Source organism: Kitasatospora sp. NPDC088346 (genome assembly GCF_044740765.1).
Classification (GTDB): Bacteria; Actinomycetota; Actinomycetes; order Streptomycetales; family Streptomycetaceae; genus Kitasatospora.
Genome location: NZ_JBIURH010000021.1, coordinates 25,570 through 44,411, shown reverse-complemented (window position 1 = coordinate 44,411; position 18,842 = coordinate 25,570). Strand labels below are relative to the sequence as shown.

The following is an 18,842-nucleotide window of genomic DNA, read 5'->3' as shown; positions in this document are numbered from 1 at the left end:
CAAGGAGCGGACCATGTCCGTCACGACCACCACCCACCTGAACTTCCGGGGCGCCGCACGCGAGGCGCTGGACTTCTACCGGTCCGTCTTCGGCGGACGCACCACCGCCGTCACCTACGGGCAAGCGGGCAACGTGCACGACGAGAACGAGGCGGACTGGGTGATGTGGGGCGAGGTGGTCGGCGACAGCGGGTTCCACGTCATGGCCTACGACGTGCCCGCCCAGCTGCCGTGGGACCAGGGCCGGAACCCCTTCTTCGTCTCCGTGCGCGGCGAGGACACCGAGGAGATCAGCGCCCTGTGGCAGAAGCTGTCGCAGGGCTCGACCGTGGTCCGGCCGCTGGAGGCCGCGCCGTGGGCACCGCTGTACGGCATGCTCACCGACCGGTTCGGCATCACCTGGGTGCTGGACTTCACCGCCCCGTACCACGGCTGATCCGGCCGGCCCGACCCGAAGGCGCATCCGGGCCGCCGCAGCCACCTGGCCGCGGCGGCCCGCACCGACCGGCGCCGCGCGGGCGGACCCACGACAGGAAGAGGATCACCATGCGGACACCGCGGCCGGGACCCACCGGCACCGACCACACCACCCCGTTCCCGGACAGCACCGTGTCCGGCATCATCAGCACCCCGGACCCCGACGACGGCCGGAGTCCACGAGCGAGCCGCAACCCGAGGACGCCATGACCGTCCTCGACGCACGTGCCCTCAACCGTGCGACCCTCGCCCGCCAGTCCCTGCTCGAACGCAGCACCGCGTCCGTCCCGCAGGCGGTGGCGCAGCTGTGCGGCTTGCAGGCGCAGGAACCCCAGGAACCGTTCATCGGCCTGTGGTCCCGCCTGGCCGGCTTCGAGCCCGGGCTGCTCGACGACGCGCTGACGGCTCGCCAGGTGGTGCGCACGCACCTGATGCGCCGCACCGTCCACCTCGTCACCGCCGCCGACGCACTCGCCTGGCGGCCCCGTCACGACGCCATGCTGCGCCAGCGGGTCCTCGGCACCTACCGGCGCGAACTCGCCGATGTCGATCCGGAGGAGGTCGCCGCGGCCGGCCGCGCGGTCTTGGCCGATCAGCAGGCCCGCACCATGAGCGAGCTGGTCCGCGCCGTCGAGGACCGCTGGCCCGGCCCACCGCGCCGCGCCCTGGGGGAACTGCTCGTCGCGGCGCTCATCCCCATGGCCCAGCTGCCACCCCGTGGCCTGTGGCAGCGCAAGGCCGGAGTACGCAATCTGCCACTGACCACCTGGCTGGGCCGGGACACCCACCCCGTACCCATCGCTGACAACGATCCGGTCGGGCAGCACCTGGTACGCCGCTACCTCGCCGCCCACGGACCCGCCGCGAGCGCGGACCTGCGCGCCTGGTGCGGCCTCGCCGGCCTCCCCACCGCCGTCAGAGCAGTGCGCGAGGAGCTCGTCGCCTTCCGCGACGAACGCGGCCGCGAACTCCTCGACCTGCCCGACGCCCCCCGTCCCCACCCCGACACACCCGCCCCCGTCCGCTTCCTGCCGGCCTTCGACAACGCGATCCTCGGCTACCACGACCGCAGCCGCATCATCGACCACGCCCACCTCGGCCTGTCCGTCGCGGGACACCGCGCCGTCCTCGTCGACGGCCGCGTCGCCGCCACCTGGACCGTGCACGACCGCCGGCTCCGCATCACCCCCCTGCGCCCCCTCGCCGCCGCCGAACAGGAGGCCACCCACGCCGAGGGCCGGGCCCTGGCCGCTTTCCTGGACGAGGGCATCGCGCACGTCCAGTTCGACACCGGAAGCTGACGGGCACACACCTCGGCCCCTCCCGGCGGGATCACCGGCGCTGCGACACCGAGGAGCCGGTCCTGCGCGCTCCACAGGCCCGACACCCGATCGCACGCGGCGGGCCCGATGAAGTTGAACAGGTCCGAGCTCGCACGCCACGGGGCCACCGGCGCTGTCTCCTCGGTCATCAGACCGACGGCCGACAGCGCGTAGGCGGCGCGCCGACCGGCCACCGCGTTGGGAACCGCCGCCTCGCGGGCCATCGCCCCGCCCTGCGGCCGCACCTCGACGACGGGGACCGGGATGTCCCGGTGGGGCCCGGCGACATCGAGGAGGGCGTCGACCGCAACCGACGGCAGGCCGGTCAGCCCCGCGCCGCCGTCCCAGAACGGCATGGGCTCGGTCGGGTCCTGGTGGATGGAGTCGACCGCGGCGTACGGGATCTCCCAGACGGTGTCGATGAGCGGCCCGGTGACGGCCCGCATCGGTGCCAGCAGCGCGGCGCCGGGCTCGGCGCCGTCGAGGTGGGCCTAGCGGAGCTGCACCACACACTGGCCGCGCAGCAGCGGTTCGGGGATCTCCGGCAGCGGCGGCAGCCTCAGCAGTGCCACCGACGTGGTCGACACCCGCTCGGGCAGGTCGGACGACCATGCGGCGAAAGCGTGCAGGACGTCGCGGGCCGCGGCGCCCGGATAGAAGACCGATCCTCCGTAGAGGCTGGTCACGGGCATGAGGCCGATACGCAAAGCCCAGAACAGTTCGGGATCGCTGGTGGCATCGACGTCGTGGACGACACCCAGGCCTTCGACGAGTCGGGCGCGCCGGACGTTGTCCGCGGCGAACCCGAACGCGCGTGACAGCGGGCCGCTCCCACCGCCCAGGGTGTACCCGACGACGCCCACGGCACTGGACGAGCCGTTGATCGGGGCCAGCCCGTGCGGTGCGGCGGCCTCGATGACCTGCGACCACCTGGCGCCCGCCTGGACGGTGGCGGTTCGGGTGGCGGGGTCGACCCGTACACCGGCCATGCGCTCGGTGGTGATCAGCACACCCGCCTCCACCGGGGCGGTGAGCCCGTGCCCGGTGGCCATCACCACCCCCCAGCCGGTGTCGCGCGGCCCACCGCACCGCGGCGACGACGTCCCCGGTGTGCTCGGCCGACACCAGCGCGGGTCGACCGCGGCAAACAGGGACTGAAGCGCTCGGGCATGACGGATGGATACGGGATTCCGCCGGGCCGTGTCCTGGCCGGTGCCAACCGCCCCGACTCTCCGCTTCTCGCCCCGACCCTGGACCGTCTGGAGGGCCTCGGCCCCTTGCCCCACACCATCACCGTGCACCTGGACGCCGGCTACGAATCGGACACCACCCGCGCTCTGCTCAGCGAACGCGGCCTGCACGGACGCATCGCGCACAAGGGGGAGAAGGCGCCCGTTCAGGCAAGTCGGCGTTGGCACGTCGAACACACCCATCGGGAAATGACGTGCCGTCCAGCATCACGCACCCGGCAGCAGCCGACCACCGGGAGACCGAGCTATGGACGAGACCACCTGGCCGAACCGGCGAACCCCTGTCCCGGACGCCCGCCACGAGCTCGCGGTCCGCCTGGTGGAGCGGTCGGCCGAGTCCTTCGCGACGGGCCACTCGATCACGCCGCCGCTCCCCGACGACCTCGACCCCGTGTGTTCCGTTCGAAATGGTCGACTGCGAGCCGAGGCTCAGCGGTACTCGCGCAGGCGCGGGCGGACCCCGAGCACGCTCAGGGCGAGCGCCAGGACGAGCGCGAGACCGCCCAGCGCCGCGGTGGCGGGACCCAGGTCGCCGTCGGCGTCGGCCACCGCCGCGTCGAAGGCCCGCTGGTTGACCGCCAGGACATCACCCAGAGCTGTGCCGAGGAGCTCGAAGTCCGCATTGGACTGGCCTGCCGCCGTACCGGTGTTGAAGGTCACCGCCGCTTTGAGCTGCCCCTGGTCGCGCAGGCCGCGCATCGCGCGGTCGTCCAGTTGGTAGCGCTGGAACGCCGTCAGGGCCCGTTCGGCTCCGTCCTGCTCGCCCGGGAAGGTGATGTTGCGCAGTTCCGTTCCGAGGAAGCCGTCGAACGGGACCACCCGGTGGTCGGCGCGGTGGGCGTCGGCCTGACGTGACAACTCGTTGTCGTAGCTGCCGAGGGTGGTGCCCGGGAGGTGGGCGACGGCCTGGGTCTTGTCGAGGAAGGACTGCTCGTACGCGGCGGCCCGGGCCGGGTCGGTGAGGTAGCGGCTCTCGTCCGCGTTCATGTCGTAGGCCACCGCGCGGGCGCGGCTGAGGGCGATGACGGAGTCGTAGGCGTTGCGCTTGGCGACGACCAGGTGGTCATCGGCGGCCGAGGCGAGCTGGAGAGCGGTCGCCAGTCCGAGGACGGTGAGGAGGGTCGCGGCGGCCAACGGGAGGCTGATCCTTCGGCGGAAGCGGGTGGTCAGGGCCCGTTGCAGCGCGGCCAGTGCGGCGAGGGCGGCTGTTCCGGTGGCCAGGATCCACCACCGGCCGGCCGAGAGGTCGTCGCGTTGGTCCGAGTAGATGCGATCGACGGTGGCGGAGTTTGCGGCGGCGACCTGGTCGGCGGCGGGCAGCAGCTTCTGCCGGAGCAGATCGGTGGCCTGGCGGTAGGTGTCCAGGGCGTCCGGGGAGGGCTTGCCGGCCGGGGCGTGGGCCTGCTCCTCCAGCAGCTGGGCCCGCGCCACCAGGGCTTCGTAGCCGCCGAGTTCGGCGATCACGGTCTGGACGGCGCGTTGCCCGTGCGGATCCCCGGCGGCGGCCTCGGCGGCGCGCTGGAGGTCGGTGCCGGCCTGGTTGCGGCGCTGCTCGTAGGTGTCCAGCGTCTGCCTGCGCAGCGCGGTGTAGTCCGGGTCGGCGCCGGTCAGCAGGAGGTTGGCGGCCTGGGCGTCCATGTCACTGAGTGCGAAGGACAGGTCGGCGGCCCGGGTGGCCTGCGGGGCGGCCCGGTGGCCGATGGTGTCGAGGCCGTCGCGGGCGCCGCCGAGGACCGAGGCGGTGGCCGCGGCGAGGCCGAGCAGGGTGGCCAGGCCGAGGGCGGTGAGTGCGCGGACCAGGCGGGGTGTGTTCCACCAGGGACCGCCCAGTACGAGGATCCGGGCGCCGACGCCCGATGTCCGGGCCGAGGTGCCCGTGGCTGCCACGTGGCCCTGTGCGGGGGTGGTGCGGGGGGCGCGCGGCCCGGGTGCCGGTCCTGCCGTACCCGGGTTCGCCACCCCTGGCGAGCCCGTCTTCCGCGGTACGGTCGTTCTGTCCGGTGCACCCGCTGTCATGGCCGCGCGTCCCCCTACCCTTTTCACCTGGCCGCCGGATGGTCATCTGTGGAGCCCACCTGGGGATGACAGCCACCGGCGTGGTCACGGCCCGCGTCCCCCACGGAGCGGGGCCGTTCCCTCGTCTCCGACGCTATGCCGCCGGAGATCGACTTCCGGGTTCCCTGACGCTTCCTTGGCGCCGCCGGCAGCGGTCTTGACGCCTCGTTGGCGCCCGTCCGGGTTCAGGGCCGGTACCGGTAACCGATGCCGGGTTCGGTGATCAGGTGACGGGGCCGGGCCGGGTCCGCTTCCAGCTTGCGGCGCATGGTGGCGAGGTAGACCCGCAGGTAGTTGCCGTTGTCCTGCTGGTCCGGTCCCCAGACCTCGCGCAGGATCTGCCGTCCCGGAACCAGCTTCCCCGGGTGGGCCAGCAGGATGGTGAGGATCTTCCACTCGGTCGGGGTGAGGCGAACGGGCCCGCCGGGGCCGGTCACGGTGCCCGCCACCACGTCGACCTCGTGGTCGCCGATCACGGCCCGGGGCGGCGGCGTCTCGGCCGGCGGGCGGCGCAGCACGGCGCGGAGACGGGCCAGGAGTTCGTCCATGACGAAGGGTTTGGTGAGGTAGTCGTCGGCGCCGGCGTCGAGCGCCCTGATCTTCTCGGTCGCGGTGTCGCGTCCGGACAGGACGATGATCGGTACGGCGCTCCAGGCGCGCAGGCCGCGGATGATGTCCATGCCGTCGAGGTCGGGCAGGCCGAGGTCGAGCAGGACCGCCCCCGGCATCTCCCGGCTCGCCAGGTCCAGGGCTTCGGCGCCGGTGGCGGCGGTGAGGACGGAGTAGTGGCGGGCGTGGAGGTTGATCTTCAGGGCACGCAGGAGCTGGGGTTCGTCGTCCACGACGAGGATGTGGCTCACGCCGTCACCTCGCCGGGGTCCGCGCCGGACACGGACACAGGATCGGTCCCGGGCTCGGGCCCGGCTGCGGGCTCGGGCTCGGCCGCGGGCAGGGTGAGCAGCATGGTGGTGCCGCCGCCCGGGGTGTCCTCGACGTCGAGGGTGCCGCCCATGGCCTCGGCGAGGCCGCGGGAGAGGGCGAGGCCGAGGCCGACGCCGGTGGTGTTGTCGGTGTCGCCGAGCCGTTGGAACGGTAGGAAGACCCGGTCGCGTTCCTCGGGGGCGATGCCGGGGCCGCGGTCGATGACGCGGATCTCGACGCGGTCCAGGTGCCCGCTGGCGGTGACCAGGACGGGTGCGCCGGGGGCGTTGTGGCGAAGGGCGTTGGTGATGACGTTGGCCAGGACGCGTTCCAGCAGCGGCGGGTCGGCGAGGACGGCCGGGGCGGTGTCGAGGCCGAGCGGCTGGACGGGGGCGTCGGGGTCGGCGAGCGAGTCCATCGCCCGGGGCAGGACCTCGTCGAGGTGGGTGGGGGCCAGGTGCAGGGTGAGGGCGCCGGCCTGGAGGCGGCTCATGTCGAGGAGGTTGTCGACCAGACGGGTGAGTTTGACGAGGGATGCGTCGGCGAGGTCGAGGAGTTCGGCCTGGTCCTCGTCGGAGAACTCGACGTCGGGGCTGCGCAGCGAGCCGATCGAGGCGAGCGCGGCGGCGAGCGGGGTGCGCAGGTCGTGGCTGACGGCGGCGAGCAGCGCGGTACGCATCCGGTCGGCGGCCTTGATCGGTTCGATCTCGGCGGCGACGGTGGCGAGCCGGTCGCGTTCGAGGGCGGCGGCGACGTGGGCGGCGAAGGCGGTGAGCACCCGCATGTCGGCGGCGGGCAGCCGGCGGCCGGTCAGGACGAGCAATGCGTCCGGGCCGACCGGGACTTCGGCGCTCTGGCGGTCGGGCATGGGTTCGCCGCCCGCGTCGCTGCGGGCGAGGGCCTCGCCGTCGGCGCGGTCGAGCAGGGCGACGGACTCCATGCCGAAGGCGGTCCGGGACTTCTCCAGCAGGGCCGGGATGGCGTCGGCGCCGCGCAGGACGCTGCCCGCGAGGGTGGAGAGGGTCTCGGCCTCGGCGGTGGCGCGGGCGGCCCGGCTGGTGAGGCGGCCGGCGTGGTCGACGACGGTGGAGACGGTGAGTGCGACCACGGCGAACACCACGAGGGCGATGACGTTGTTGGGCTCGGCGATGGTGAAGGTGTGGACGGGCGGGATGAAGTAGTAGTTGAGCAGCAGTGAGGCGATCAGCGAGGCCATCAGCGCGGAGAACGCCCCGCCGAGCAGGGCGACCGCGACCACGCCGAGCTGGAAGATCAGCGCGACGGTGGTCAGGTTCAGCGAGTGCGACTGGGAGAGCCCGGCGGTGAGCAGGAACGGCAGCACCAGGCCCGAGGTGAAGCCGGCGGCGGTGCGGCGCTTGGAGTGGCGACGGCCGAGGGTCGGCAGCCGGCCGCGGCCGGTGAACTCGTGGGTGACCATGTGGACGTCGATGTCCTCGGAGGCGTCCACGGTGGTCTCGCCGATGCCGGGGCCGGTGAGGAAGCGGTTGATCCGGCCGCGGCGGCTGGTGCCGAGCACGAGTTGGGTGGCGTCGTGGGCGCGGGCGAAGGCGAGCAGGGCGGTGGGGATGTCGTCGCCGACCACCACGTGGTAGCTGCCGCCGAGGGATTCGACGAGTCGGCGCTGTTCGGCGAGGTTGCCGGGTGAGGCGCCGGCGAGGCCGTCGCTGCGGGTGATGTGGACGGCGAGCAGGTCGCCGCCGGCGGTGCGGTCGGCGATGCGGGCGGCGCGGCGGATCAGGGTCTCGCCCTCGGGGCCGCCGGTGAGGGCGACCACGACGCGTTCCCGGGTCTCCCAGACCCGGTCGATGTGGTGGCTGGCGCGGTAGTCGCGCAGTCCTTCGTCGACCCGGCCGGCGACCCAGAGCAGGGCGAGTTCACGCAGGGCGGTCAGGTTGCCGACCCGGAAGTAGTTCGAGAGTGCGGCGTCCACTTTCTCCGCCTTGTAGACGTTGCCGTGCGCCATCCGGCGCCTGAGGGCCTGCGGGGCCATGTCGACCAGTTCGATCTGGTCGGCGCGGCGGACCACCTCGTCGGGGACGGTCTCGCGCTGCGGGATGCCGGTGATCTTCCGGACCACGTCGTTCAGCGACTCCAGGTGCTGGACGTTGACGGTGGTGATGACGTCCACGCCGGCGGCGAGCAGTTCCTCGACGTCCTGCCAGCGTTTGGCGTTGCGCCCGCCGGGGACGTTGGTGTGTGCGAGTTCGTCGACCAGGGCCACGGAGGGCTTCCGTGCCAGGACCGCGTCGACGTCCATCTCGGTGAACTCGCCGCCCCGGTGGGTGCGGGTGAGCCTCGGCACCACATCGAGGCCCTGGAGCATGTTCTCGGTGTGCCGGCGGCCGTGGCACTCGATGAAGCCGACCACCACGTCCGCTCCGCGTTCCTGTCTGCGCCTGGCCTCGTCGAGCATCCGGTACGTCTTGCCGACGCCCGGGGCCGAACCGAGGTAGACCCTCAACCGGCCGCGCCGTACGCGGGTGCCGGGGGTGAGGTCGCGAGACATGGGCGCTGCTCTTTCCTACGAGGGCGGCCTGGGGTGTGGTGGGTGGGGCACTGCGGTTCGGGCGGGCGGACATGCGGAGGACCGGCCCGGGGCGGGGGGCTCCCCCGCTCCCGCGCCGGTCCTCCTACCCGGCCGGTCGGCGTACGGTCACTTCCTCCTCGCTGAGTGCCTTGTTGAGCACGACGATGTTGACGCCGTCCTGGCCGAGGAAGCCGAGCGAGCGGCCCTCGGTGTACTTCGCGACCAGCTTGTCCACCGTGTCCACGGGCAGGTTGCGGGCCTTGGCGACCCGGTTGACCTGCTCCTTGGCGTAGGGGACCGAGATGTGCGGGTCGAGGGAGGACCCGGAGGCGGTGAGCGCGTCCGGCGGGACGGTGGCCGGGTCGACGCCGTCGAAGGCGGAGACGGCGGCGCGGCGGTCCTCGACGTTCTTCAGCAGGTCTTCGCTGTTGGGGCCGAGGTTGGAGGCGCCGGAGCTCTTGGGGTCGTAGGCGGAGGCCGCGGGGCGGGGCTGGAACCACCGGGGGTCCGGCTGGGCCTGCTCGTCCGCGTCGTCGGGGTTCTGCTTGGGCAGGTTGTAGTTCTGGCCGAGGAGGCTGGAACCGATCTCCTTGCCCTGCGAGCTGACGATCGAGCCGTTGGCCTTGTCGCTGAAGGCGACCTGGCTGATGCCGGTGACCAGCAGCGGGTAGGCGATGCCGAGGATGACGGTCATCACCAGGAGCATCCGCAGCGCGGTGAAGTGGGTGCGTACGGAGGTGGGCAGTGGCTTGGGCATGGTTGCTGTTTCCTCCGTCTCAGCTCAGGCCGGGGATGAACTGGATGATCAGGTCGATCGCCTTGATGCCGATGAACGGCACCACGAGACCGCCGAAGCCGTACACCCCGAGGTTGCGCCGGAGCAGCGAACTGGCGTCCGACGGGCGGTACTTGACGCCGCGCAGGGCGAGCGGGATCAGGCCGACGATGACCAGGGCGTTGAAGATGATCGCCGAGGTGATCGCCGAGGTGGGGCTGTGCAGGCCCATGATGTTGAGGTGGCGCAGGCCCGGGTACACACCGGCGAACATGGCCGGGATGATCGCGAAGTACTTGGCGACGTCGTTGGCGATCGAGAAGGTGGTCAACGCGCCGCGGGTGATGAGCAGTTGCTTGCCGATCTCGACGATCTCGATCAGCTTGGTGGGGTTGGAGTCCAGGTCCACCATGTTGCCGGCCTCCTTGGCCGCCATGGTGCCGGTGTTCATCGCCACGCCGACGTCGGCCTGGGCGAGGGCCGGGGCGTCGTTGGTGCCGTCGCCGGTCATCGCGACCAGCTTGCCGCCGGCCTGCTCCTTCCTGATCAGGGCCATCTTGTCCTCGGGGGTGGCCTCGGCGAGGAAGTCGTCCACACCGGCCTCGTCCGCGATCGCCTTGGCGGTCAGCGGGTTGTCACCCGTGATCATGATGGTCCTGATGCCCATCCGGCGCAGCTCGTCGAAGCGCTCCTTCATCCCCTCCTTGACGACGTCCTTGAGGTGGATGACGCCGAGGGCCTTCGGTGCTGCGGTGCCGACCCGGGAGGCGACCACGAGCGGGGTGCCACCGGCGGCGGAGATGCCGTCGACGAGAGTGGCGATGTCCTGGCCGACCGTGCCGCCGTGCTCGGTGACCCAGTTGGTCACCGAGCCGGCCGCGCCCTTGCGCACCGAGTGCACGCCGTCGGCCTCGTCGAGGTCGACGCCGGACATCCGGGTCTGGGCGGTGAACGGGACCCAGGTGGCGTGCGTGAGCTCGCCCTGGGCGCGGGCCCGCAGGCCGTACCCGGTCTTGGCGAGGACCACGATCGAGCGGCCCTCGGGGGTCTCGTCGGCCAGCGAGGAGAGCTGGGCGGCGTCCGCCAGTTCCTCGACGGTGACGCCCGTGGCGGGCTGGAACTCGGCGGCCTGGCGGTTGCCGAGGGTGATGGTGCCGGTCTTGTCGAGCAGCAGGGTGTTGACGTCGCCGGCGGCCTCGACGGCGCGGCCGGACATGGCGAGCACGTTGCGCTGCACCAGGCGGTCCATGCCGGCGATGCCGATCGCGGAGAGCAGCGCACCGATGGTGGTCGGGATCAGCGCGACGATCAGGGCGACCAGGACGATCATCGACTGCGGGGCGCCGGCGAAGGTCGCCATCGGCTGCAGGGTGACGACCGCGACCAGGAACACGATGGTCAGCGAGGCGAGCAGGATGTTGAGGGCGATCTCGTTCGGCGTCTTCTGCCGGGCGGCGCCCTCGACCAGGGCGATCATGCGGTCGATGAACGACTTGCCGGGCTCCGAGGCGATCTTGACGACGATCCGGTCGGAGAGCACCTTGGTGCCGCCGGTGACCGCGCTGCGGTCACCGCCCGACTCGCGGATCACCGGCGCGGACTCACCGGTGATCGCCGACTCGTCGACGGAGGCGACGCCCTCGACGACGTCGCCGTCGCCGGGGATGATCTGGCCGGCCTCGACGACCACGTGGTCGCCCAGCCGGAGGGCGGTACCGGAGACCTCCTCCTCGGTCTGCGAGGCGGGCCAGTTCACCAGGCGGCGGGCCATGGTGTCGGTCTTGGTCCGGCGCAGCGTGTCGGCCTGCGCCTTGCCGCGGCCCTCGGCGACGGCCTCGGCCAGGTTGGCGAAGACCGTGGTGAGCCAGAGCCAGACGGTGATCGCCCAGGCGAACACCGAGGGGTCGGCGATGGCGGAGACGGTGGTGACCACCGAGCCGACCTCGACGACGAACATGACCGGGTTCTTGATCATGACGCGCGGGTCGAGCTTCTTCACCGCGTCCGGGAGGGAGGAGATGATCAGCTTGGGATCGAGCAGACCGCCGGACGCTCTGTGCGGAGCCTGCCCCTGCTCCACGGGAGCGGGCGGGGTAACGGTGGACGACATCAGTGGAGACCTTCCGCGATCGGCCCGAGGGCCAGGGCCGGGAAGTAGGTGAGGCCGACGACGATCAGGACGACGCCCGACAGCAGGCCCACGAACAGCGGCTTGTGGGTGGGCAGGGTGCCCGGGGTGGCAGGGACGGGCTGCTGCTGCGCGAGCGAGCCGGCCAGCGCGAGCACGAACACCATCGGCAGGAACCGGCCGAGCGCCATGCACAGGCCGAGCGCGGTGTCGTACCAGGGCGTGTTCACCGTGATGCCGGCGAACGCCGAACCGTTGTTGTTGCTGGCGGAGGTGAACGCGTACAGCACCTCGGAGAACCCGTGCGGACCGGAGTTCAGCATCCCCGCCCGTTCACCCGGCAGCGCCATCGCGACACCGGTGCCGATCAGCACCAGGGCGGGCGTGGTCAGGATGTAGAGGGAGGCGAACTTCATCTCCCGGCCGCCGAGCTTCTTGCCCAGGTACTCGGGCGTGCGGCCGACCATCAGGCCCGCCACGAACACCGCGACGATGGCCAGGATCAGCATGCCGTAGAGGCCGGAACCGGTACCGCCGGGCGCGATCTCACCGAGCATCATGTTGAAGATCGTCAAGCCGCCGCCGAACGGCGTGAACGAGTCGTGGAAGGAGTTCACCGCGCCGGTCGAGGTCAGCGTCGTGGACGCCGCGAACAGGCCGGAGGCCGCCACGCCGAAGCGCTGCTCCTTGCCCTCCATCGCCGCACCGGCCGCCTGGAGCGCGGTGCCGGAGTGCTGGGACTCGGCGAAGGTGATCAGTGCGGCCGAGGCCACCCAGAAGATCCCCATGACCGCGACGATGGCGTAGCCCTGGCGGTTGTCGCCGACCATCCGGCCGAAGGTGCGGGGCAGCGAGAAGGAGATCACCAGCAGCAGGAAGATCTCCAGCCAGTTGGTGAAGCCGGTCGAGTTCTCGAACGGGTGGGCCGAGTTGGCGTTGAAGAAGCCGCCGCCGTTGGTGCCGAGCTCCTTGATGACCTCCTGCGAGGCCACCGGGCCACCGGGGATCGACTGGGTGTCGCCGCCCAGCGTCACGACGTCGTGGAAGCCGTGGAGGTTCTGGACGACGCCGTTGGCGACCAGGACCAGCGCGAACACGATCGAGATCGGCAGCAGCAGGCGCAGGCAGATCCGGGTGAGGTCCACCCAGAAGTTGCCGACCCGGTCGGTGCGGTTGCGGGTGAAGCCCCGGATCAGGGCGGCCACGATCGCGATGCCGACGGCGGCGGAGACGAAGTTCTGCACCGCCAGGCCCGCCATCTGCACCAGGTGGCCCATCGCGGACTCGCCGCTGTAGGACTGCCAGTTGGTGTTGGTCGCGAACGAGACCGCGGTGTTCCAGGCCTGGTGCGGCTCCATCACCGGGACGCCGAGGTTCAGCAGCAGGTGGTTCTGGAGCCGGATCAGGCCGTAGAGGAACAGGATCGACAGGGCCGAGAAGGCGAGTACGGAGCGCAGGTAGACCGGCCAGCGCTGGTCGGCGTCACCGTCGACGCCGACCACCTTGTACAGGCCACGCTCGACTCCGAGGTGCTTGGCGGAGGTGAGGAGCCTGGCGATGTAGTCGCCGAGGGGGCGGTAGCACAGGGCCAGCGCGCCCACCAGGGCGAGGGCCTGCAGCCAGCCCGCGAGAGTGGAGCTCATGTCAGAACTTCTCCGGGTAGATCAGCGCGACGACGAGGTAGCCCACCAGGGCGACGGCGACGATGAGACCTGCGATGTTCTCGACGCTCACAGCTTCTCCACCCCCCGCGCTACCAGGGCGATGACGGCGAACACGGCGACCGTGACACCGACGAAAACGAGATCGAGCATGGCTCCACCAACGTGGTTCAGGACTTGGCCGTGGACGGGCCCCGAGGGGCCCGCACGGCGCCGGTGGAAGACCGGCCAGGTCAGCAAACCAGCTGGTCACGGCGGTACCGGGAGTCCTGACGCCCTCCATACGGCCGGATGTGGAACGTTGACGCGGCCTTGATACCCGCTTCACACGGCCGAGACCTCACCTCGGCCGGAACGTGCCGGTGGCCCCGGACGGTTCGCCGTCCGGGGCCACGCGTCCGCGCTCGGATCACAGCCGTTCCGGCTCCGGCACCGCCGTGGAGCGGGTCGGCTCGCCGCGGCGGACGGCCCCGGGGGCGCGGCGCGCGGGGTGGTCGGCGCGGGGCGCGGAGGCGAGCTGCCAAGGAACGCTGATCACCATCACGCCGGGCGTGAACAGCAGCCGGCTCTTCAGCCACAGCGCGGACTGGTTGTGCAGCAGGTGCTCCCACCAGTGCCCCACCACGTACTCCGGGATGAACACGGCGACCGCGTCCCGGGGGCTGGCGCGGCGCACCGTCCGGACGTAGGAGACCACCGGCTTGGTGATCTCGCGGTACGGCGAGTCCAGTACCTTCAGCGGCACCTGGACGTCATAGGCGTCCCACTGGGTGCGCAGGTCGGCGGTGGCGTCCTTCTCGACCTCGACGGTGACGGCCTCCAGGGTGTCCGGGCGGAACGCCTCGGCGTAGCCCAGCGCCCGCAGGGTGGGCTTGTGCAGCTTGGAGACCAGCACGATGCCGTGCACCCGGGACGGACGGGCCGACTCGGCCTGCGGGTCCTCCACCGCCAACTCCGAGGCGACGGCGTCGTAGTGCCGCCGGATGCCGCGCATCATCACCCACAGCACGATCGCGGCGACCACCGCGAGCCAGGCGCCCTGGGTGAACTTGGTGGCCAGCACGATCACCAGCACCAGCGCCGTGGTGAGGGCGCCCAGGCCGTTGATGACCCGGGAGCGCTGCGCGGCGCCGCGCACCGCGCCGTCGCCCTCGCCGGCCAGCACGCGGTTCCAGTGCTTGACCATGCCGATCTGGGACAGCGTGAAGGAGGTGAAGACGCCGAGGATGTACAGGTGGATCAGGCTGGTGACATCGGCGTCGTAGAGCCACAGCAGGCCGCCGGCGACCACGGCGAGCGCGATGATGCCGTTGGAGAAGGCCAGCCGGTCGCCGCGGGTGTGCATCTGCCGGGGCAGGTACCGGTGTTCGGCCAGGATCGAGGCCAGCAGCGGGAAGCCGTTGAAGGCGGTGTTGGCGGCCAGGATCAGCACCAGCGCGGTGGCGGCCTGGACCACGTAGAACAGGATGCTGTCGCTGCCGCCGAAGACGGAGGCCGCGAGCTGGGCGATCACGGTCTGCTGGCTGTACGTCGCGCAGTCCCCGGCGAGGCCGGTCAGCTGGCAGGCGTCGTCGACGTAGTGGACCTTGGCGATCAGGGCGAGCGCGGTGACGCCGACGAACATCACCACCGCGGTGATGCCCATCACCGCCATCGTGGTCGCCGCGTTGCGCGACTTGGGCGCGCGGAACGCGGGCACCCCGTTGGAGATCGCCTCGACGCCGGTCAGCGCCGTGCAGCCCGACGCGAACGCCCGCAGGCCCAGGATCAGCAGACCGAGGCCGGCCAGCGTGTCGCCGCCGTGCTCGGGGGCGATCCCGAACGCCGCGCTCTCGGCCACGGGGGTGTCGCCGAACACCATCCGCACCAGCCCGGTGGCGATCATCAGCAGCATCGCGCCGATGAACAGGTAGGTGGGGGCCGCGAAGGTGTTGCCCGACTCCCGCACCCCGCGCAGGTTCATCGCCATCAGCAGGGCCACGAACCCGACCGCCATGGCCACCCGGTAGTCGGCCAGGCCGTTGAACGCCGAGATGATGTTGTCCACCCCGGAGGCGACCGACACCGCGACCGTCATCACGTAGTCGACGAGCAGCGAGGCGGCGACCACCAGGCCCGAGTTCGGGCCGAGGTTGCGGGACACCACCTCGTACGAGCCGCCGCCGCTCGGGTAGGCGTGCACCACCTGCCGGTACGAGGCGACGACGACCACCATCAGCGCCACCACGCCCGCCGCGACCCACGGGGTCAGGTAGAGGAAGGCGGTGCCTCCGACGGTGAGCACGAGCAGGATCTCCTGGGTGGCGTAGGCCACCGAGGACAGCGGGTCGGATGCGAAGATCGGCAGGGCCAGCCGCTTCGGGAGCAGGGTCTCGCCCAGCTCCTCGCTGCGCATGGCCCGGCCGATGACGAGGCGCTTCAGCGCCTGGGGCAGATTGAACACACGGGCGAGCGTAGGGCTCCCGAGCGCGGCGGCAAGGCCCCCCGAAACGCCCCCGGAACACCGACTGAGCTGGACGTCTCCGCAGGTCAGACGGGTTGACAAGGGCGCGCTACCGGAGCGTATCGGGGGCGTCAAGGGTGCCGTTAAGGGATCGTCAAGATATGCCGATCGGATCGGCCATATATCTCCAAATCGGTCAAATCACCCGGCCTGGCGACCCTACATCCGTAGCCGCAGCCGGCAGACCACCGCGTCGCTGTGCCGCCGCAGCGCGCGGTCGATCACCGCTCCGCGCTGGTTCTGCAGGGCCCGCTGCCACAGCCGGGCCGGCTCCACCTCGGGGATCAGCACGGTGATCCGGTCGTAGGCGTGCTCGGCGGCGAGCTCGTCGACGAACGCCGCGATCGGCCGGCCGAGCCGGCGGTGGGCGTCGGGGACCTCGACCAGCTGGACACCGGGCCCCCACAGCTCCCAGTCCCGGCGCAACGCCTCGGCGGCCCTGCGGTCCTCCGGGTCGGGCGCGGTGTGCACGACGGTGACGGCGAGCACCTCGTCGCCCAGCGAGACCGCGGCGCTCAGCGCATCGCGGGTCAGGCGGGTGATGGCGTGCACCGGCACCACGACCAGCGAACGCTGCCGGGTGACCGGGCCGGGCACCTGGCCGAGCTCCAGCCGGGCGCCGATCCGGACGTAGGTGCGGTGGATCAACTCGCACAGCAGGACCAGCAGCGGCAGCGCCAGGCAGATGCCCCAGGCGCCCTCGGCGAACTTGGTACCGGTGACCACCAGGGTGGCGATGCCGGTGAGCAGGGCGCCGAAGCCGTTCAGCACGGCCTTGCCCCGCCAGCCCGCGCCGCGTTCCCGACTCCAGTGCCGGACCATGCCGACCTGGCAGATGGTGAACCCGACGAACACCCCGATGGCGAACAGCGGGACGAGGCTGTTGACGTCACCGCCCGAGCCGACCAGCAGGGCGCCCGACACCACGGCGAGGAAGATCACCCCGTGCCGGTGCACCTGGTGGTCGGCGCGCAGGGCGAAGACGTGCGGCAGGTGGTTGTCCCGGGCGAGCAGCCGCATCAGCACCGGCAGGCCACCGAACGAGGTGTTGGCCGCCAGGCCGAGCAGGATCACGGTGGCGAACTGCACGAGGTAGAAGCCGAAGCCGTGGCCGAGCGAGGCATCGGCGAGCTGGGCCAGCACGGTGACGCCCTCGACCGGCTGCAGGTGGAAGCGCCCGATCAGGACGGCGAGGCCGATCAGCATCACACCGAGCAGCGCGCCGAGGGCGACCTCGGTGTGCTGGGCGCGCCTGACCCGCGGTGCCCGGAAGGACGGGACGGCGTTGGCCACCGCCTCCACCCCGGTCAGCGCGGAGCAGCCGGCGGCGAAGGCCTTGAGCAGCAGCAGCGCGCCGACGGTGGAGGCGCCGCCGGCCAGGGCGGAGGCGTGCCCGGCGGCGGCCTCGGTACTGGCGGGCGCGCTCCGGAACAGGCCGACGACGATGATCGCCAGGATCGAGAGCACGAAGACGGCCGTCGGCGCCATGAACCAGCGGGCCGATTCGGCGATCCCGCGCAGGTTGACGGCGGTGACCAGGGCGAGGACACCCAGGCAGAGCCAGACCCGGTCGCCGTAGAGGCCCGGCACGGCCGAGGTCAGGGCGGCCACGCCGGCGGTGACGGAGACCGCGACGTTCAGGATGTAGTCGATCACCAGCGAGGCGGCGGCCGTCAGCGCGGCCCGCCGGCCCAGGTGCGCCTTGGCGACCGCGTACGAGCCGCCGCCGTCCGGAAACGCCGCGATCACCTGCCGGTACGAGGCCACCAGGACCGCCAGCAGCACCGCGATCGCGGCGGTGACGGGGAGGGTGAAGCCGAGACCGTACCCGCCCGCGGCGGCCAGCACCAGGACGATCGACTCGGGACCGTAGGCGACGGAGGCCATCGCGTCGAGCGAGAGCGCCGCGAGGCCGCCCAGCGCGGTCAACCTGTAGCGCTGCTGCTCGGGCTGGTCGCCGGTATCAGGCGGTTCCTCCCCGCCGACGGCTATGGCCGACTGCTGCGCATCGGTGGCACCGAACATCGAATGAACCTCCGTGGATCGAATGTGCTCCACGGATGCTGTCCCACGAGGGACCTGGCCTCCATCGACCCATACACGACCCTGACGCCCGCGACCGGGCCCCTGACACGGTCTTGACACGCCCGGGTACGCCGCTGCCCCGGGGCGCCGTCGGCCTTGCGGCCGTGAACGGACGACGCCCCGGGGCAGCGACTTTCCCGGGCACCCGATGCCGGTGGCACACGGCATCGGGTGGATCATGGAACTGCTGGCAGGCTCCTGCGGTTTCAAGCCCGGGTGACGAGCTGGTCGGCGAGCTTGACCAGGCGGCGCAGCGAGCGCTCCGCGGTGGCGACCGAGGCGGTCGGGGCGATGTCGCCACCGTCTTAGTACGCGCCGTTGGTGAGGCGGAAGTCCGGCAGGCAGAGCTTCACCACGGCCGCCGCGCCCTCGGCCGCCGGGGCGCCGACCCGCCCGTACAGCGGCAGCAGGGCGGTGTCGCACAAGCCCGGGTTGACGCTGACGGCCGTGATGCCGGAGCCCTCCGGGGCCATCTCGCGAGTGCCCATGGTCAGCGCGAGCCGGGACTGCGCGTAGGCGGCGACCCGGGAGTACCTCTTGACCCGATTGGGGTCGTTCCAGTTCATCGACGCGGTGCGGTGCAGCGAGGAGGAGACGTTGACGATCCGCGCGCCGCCGGCCGCCGAGAGCGACCCCCGGAGCAGCTTGGCGAGCAGGTGCGCGGCCAGGAAGTTCACCTGGAGCGAGACCTCGTGGCCGTCCTCGGTGAGGGTGCAGCGCTCCGGCGCCATCACCGCGGCGTTGTTGACCAGCAGGTCCAGCGCGGGGAACGCGGTCGTGACGATACCGGCGAGCACGGCGACGTCCGCGAAGCGCGTGAAGTCGGCCGCGAGCATGACGAGTTGGGTGCGGGAGGCGCCGGCGTCGACCAGCCGGTCCAGGGCGTGCTCGCCCTCGTCGGCGGTGCGGGCGTGCACGACGACCGTGGCACCGTGGGCGGCGAGCAGCCGGGCGGTGTCCCAGCCGATGCCACTGGAGGCTCCGGTGACCAGGGCGACGGGGGCGCCCCCGGCCGGAGGCTGAGGGAGGGAGGAAAGGACTGCGGACATGACCCGTCCAAGGGGTGTGAGGCACCCCCGGACGCCGGGCGCGGACATGCGCCACCGGGGGCCGGGAG

At 71.9% G+C, this 18,842-nt stretch carries 13 protein-coding genes and 1 pseudogene; 3 read left to right on the top strand and 11 right to left on the bottom strand.

What is annotated here, in order from left to right; all coding sequences use genetic code 11:
- The first annotated feature begins 13 nt into the window (after nt 1–13).
- On the top strand, nt 14–436 hold the full coding sequence (locus tag ACIOFR_RS24695; RefSeq protein WP_401000795.1) for a VOC family protein: 423 nt from the start codon (nt 14–16) through the stop codon (nt 434–436).
- A 247-nt stretch (nt 437–683) separates the two neighbouring features.
- On the top strand, nt 684–1,778 hold the full coding sequence (locus tag ACIOFR_RS24690; RefSeq protein WP_401000793.1) for a winged helix DNA-binding domain-containing protein: 1,095 nt from the start codon (nt 684–686) through the stop codon (nt 1,776–1,778).
- A 512-nt stretch (nt 1,779–2,290) separates the two neighbouring features.
- On the opposite strand, the gene ACIOFR_RS24685 is transcribed toward ACIOFR_RS24690, so the two are convergent.
- Nucleotides 2,291–2,851 carry an FAD-binding oxidoreductase gene (locus ACIOFR_RS24685; protein ID WP_401000792.1) on the bottom strand — a complete coding sequence of 187 codons (561 nt, stop codon included), beginning with the start codon at nt 2,849–2,851 and terminating at the stop codon, nt 2,291–2,293.
- An 81-nt stretch (nt 2,852–2,932) separates the two neighbouring features.
- On the opposite strand from ACIOFR_RS24685, the pseudogene ACIOFR_RS24680 reads away from it, so the two are divergent.
- Nucleotides 2,933–3,232 (top strand): annotated as a pseudogene (locus ACIOFR_RS24680) (IS5/IS1182 family transposase); the annotation flags it as partial.
- 246 nt (nt 3,233–3,478) lie between these two features.
- On the opposite strand, the gene ACIOFR_RS24675 reads toward ACIOFR_RS24680, so the two are convergent.
- The 10 genes from ACIOFR_RS24675 to ACIOFR_RS24630 form a co-directional block, all read right to left on the bottom strand.
- Nucleotides 3,479–4,936 carry a hypothetical protein gene (locus tag ACIOFR_RS24675; protein ID WP_401000791.1) on the bottom strand — a complete coding sequence of 486 codons (1,458 nt, stop codon included), beginning with the start codon at nt 4,934–4,936 and terminating at the stop codon, nt 3,479–3,481.
- A gap of 353 nt (nt 4,937–5,289) precedes the next feature.
- Entirely contained in the window at nt 5,290–5,964 is a 675-nt protein-coding gene (locus ACIOFR_RS24670) for a response regulator (protein WP_401000790.1), read from the bottom strand.
- Nucleotides 5,961–8,552 (bottom strand): ATP-binding protein, encoded by a 2,592-nt coding sequence (locus ACIOFR_RS24665; RefSeq protein WP_401000789.1) that lies wholly within the window; start codon nt 8,550–8,552, stop codon nt 5,961–5,963. The genes ACIOFR_RS24670 and ACIOFR_RS24665 overlap by 4 nt, the downstream gene beginning before the upstream one ends.
- A 124-nt stretch (nt 8,553–8,676) precedes the next feature.
- On the bottom strand, nt 8,677–9,330 hold the full coding sequence (gene kdpC, locus ACIOFR_RS24660; protein WP_401000788.1) for a K(+)-transporting ATPase subunit C: 654 nt from the start codon (nt 9,328–9,330) through the stop codon (nt 8,677–8,679).
- Between the two features lie 19 nt (nt 9,331–9,349).
- A complete protein-coding gene (gene kdpB, locus ACIOFR_RS24655; protein WP_401000787.1) occupies nt 9,350–11,458 on the bottom strand; it encodes a potassium-transporting ATPase subunit KdpB in 2,109 nt (702 codons plus the stop codon).
- Entirely contained in the window at nt 11,458–13,119 is a 1,662-nt protein-coding gene (gene kdpA / locus ACIOFR_RS24650; protein ID WP_401000785.1) for a potassium-transporting ATPase subunit KdpA, read from the bottom strand. The genes kdpB and kdpA overlap by 1 nt, the downstream gene beginning before the upstream one ends.
- A 1-nt stretch (nt 13,120) precedes the next feature.
- On the bottom strand, nt 13,121–13,210 hold the full coding sequence (gene kdpF, locus ACIOFR_RS24645) for a K(+)-transporting ATPase subunit F (protein WP_033822604.1): 90 nt from the start codon (nt 13,208–13,210) through the stop codon (nt 13,121–13,123).
- Nucleotides 13,211–13,546: 336 nt separating this feature from the next.
- The gene (locus ACIOFR_RS24640) at nt 13,547–15,580 is read right to left on the bottom strand and encodes an APC family permease (protein ID WP_401000783.1); all 2,034 of its coding nucleotides are present in this window, start codon (nt 15,578–15,580) and stop codon (nt 13,547–13,549) included.
- A gap of 219 nt (nt 15,581–15,799) precedes the next feature.
- Nucleotides 15,800–17,665 (bottom strand): APC family permease, encoded by a 1,866-nt coding sequence (locus ACIOFR_RS24635; protein ID WP_401000781.1) that lies wholly within the window; start codon nt 17,663–17,665, stop codon nt 15,800–15,802.
- A gap of 365 nt (nt 17,666–18,030) precedes the next feature.
- A complete protein-coding gene (locus ACIOFR_RS24630; protein ID WP_401000779.1) occupies nt 18,031–18,774 on the bottom strand; it encodes an SDR family NAD(P)-dependent oxidoreductase in 744 nt (247 codons plus the stop codon).
- Nucleotides 18,775–18,842: the final 68 nt, after the last annotated feature.

Excerpts from the sequence above, each read along its gene's own strand:
- ACIOFR_RS24695 (WP_401000795.1), top strand. The coding sequence starts at position 14 with ATGTCCGTCACGACCACCACCCACCTGAACTTCCGGGGCGCCGCACGC.
- ACIOFR_RS24690 (WP_401000793.1), top strand. The coding sequence starts at position 684 with ATGACCGTCCTCGACGCACGTGCCCTCAACCGTGCGACCCTCGCCCGC.
- ACIOFR_RS24685 (WP_401000792.1), bottom strand. The coding sequence starts at position 2,851 with ATGGCCACCGGGCACGGGCTCACCGCCCCGGTGGAGGCGGGTGTGCTG.
- ACIOFR_RS24665 (WP_401000789.1), bottom strand. The coding sequence starts at position 8,552 with ATGTCTCGCGACCTCACCCCCGGCACCCGCGTACGGCGCGGCCGGTTG.
- kdpC (WP_401000788.1), bottom strand. The coding sequence starts at position 9,330 with ATGCCCAAGCCACTGCCCACCTCCGTACGCACCCACTTCACCGCGCTG.
- kdpB (WP_401000787.1), bottom strand. The coding sequence starts at position 11,458 with ATGTCGTCCACCGTTACCCCGCCCGCTCCCGTGGAGCAGGGGCAGGCT.
- kdpA (WP_401000785.1), bottom strand. The coding sequence starts at position 13,119 with ATGAGCTCCACTCTCGCGGGCTGGCTGCAGGCCCTCGCCCTGGTGGGC.
- ACIOFR_RS24635 (WP_401000781.1), bottom strand. The coding sequence starts at position 17,665 with ATGTTCGGTGCCACCGATGCGCAGCAGTCGGCCATAGCCGTCGGCGGG.
- ACIOFR_RS24630 (WP_401000779.1), bottom strand. The coding sequence starts at position 18,774 with ATGTCCGCAGTCCTTTCCTCCCTCCCTCAGCCTCCGGCCGGGGGCGCC.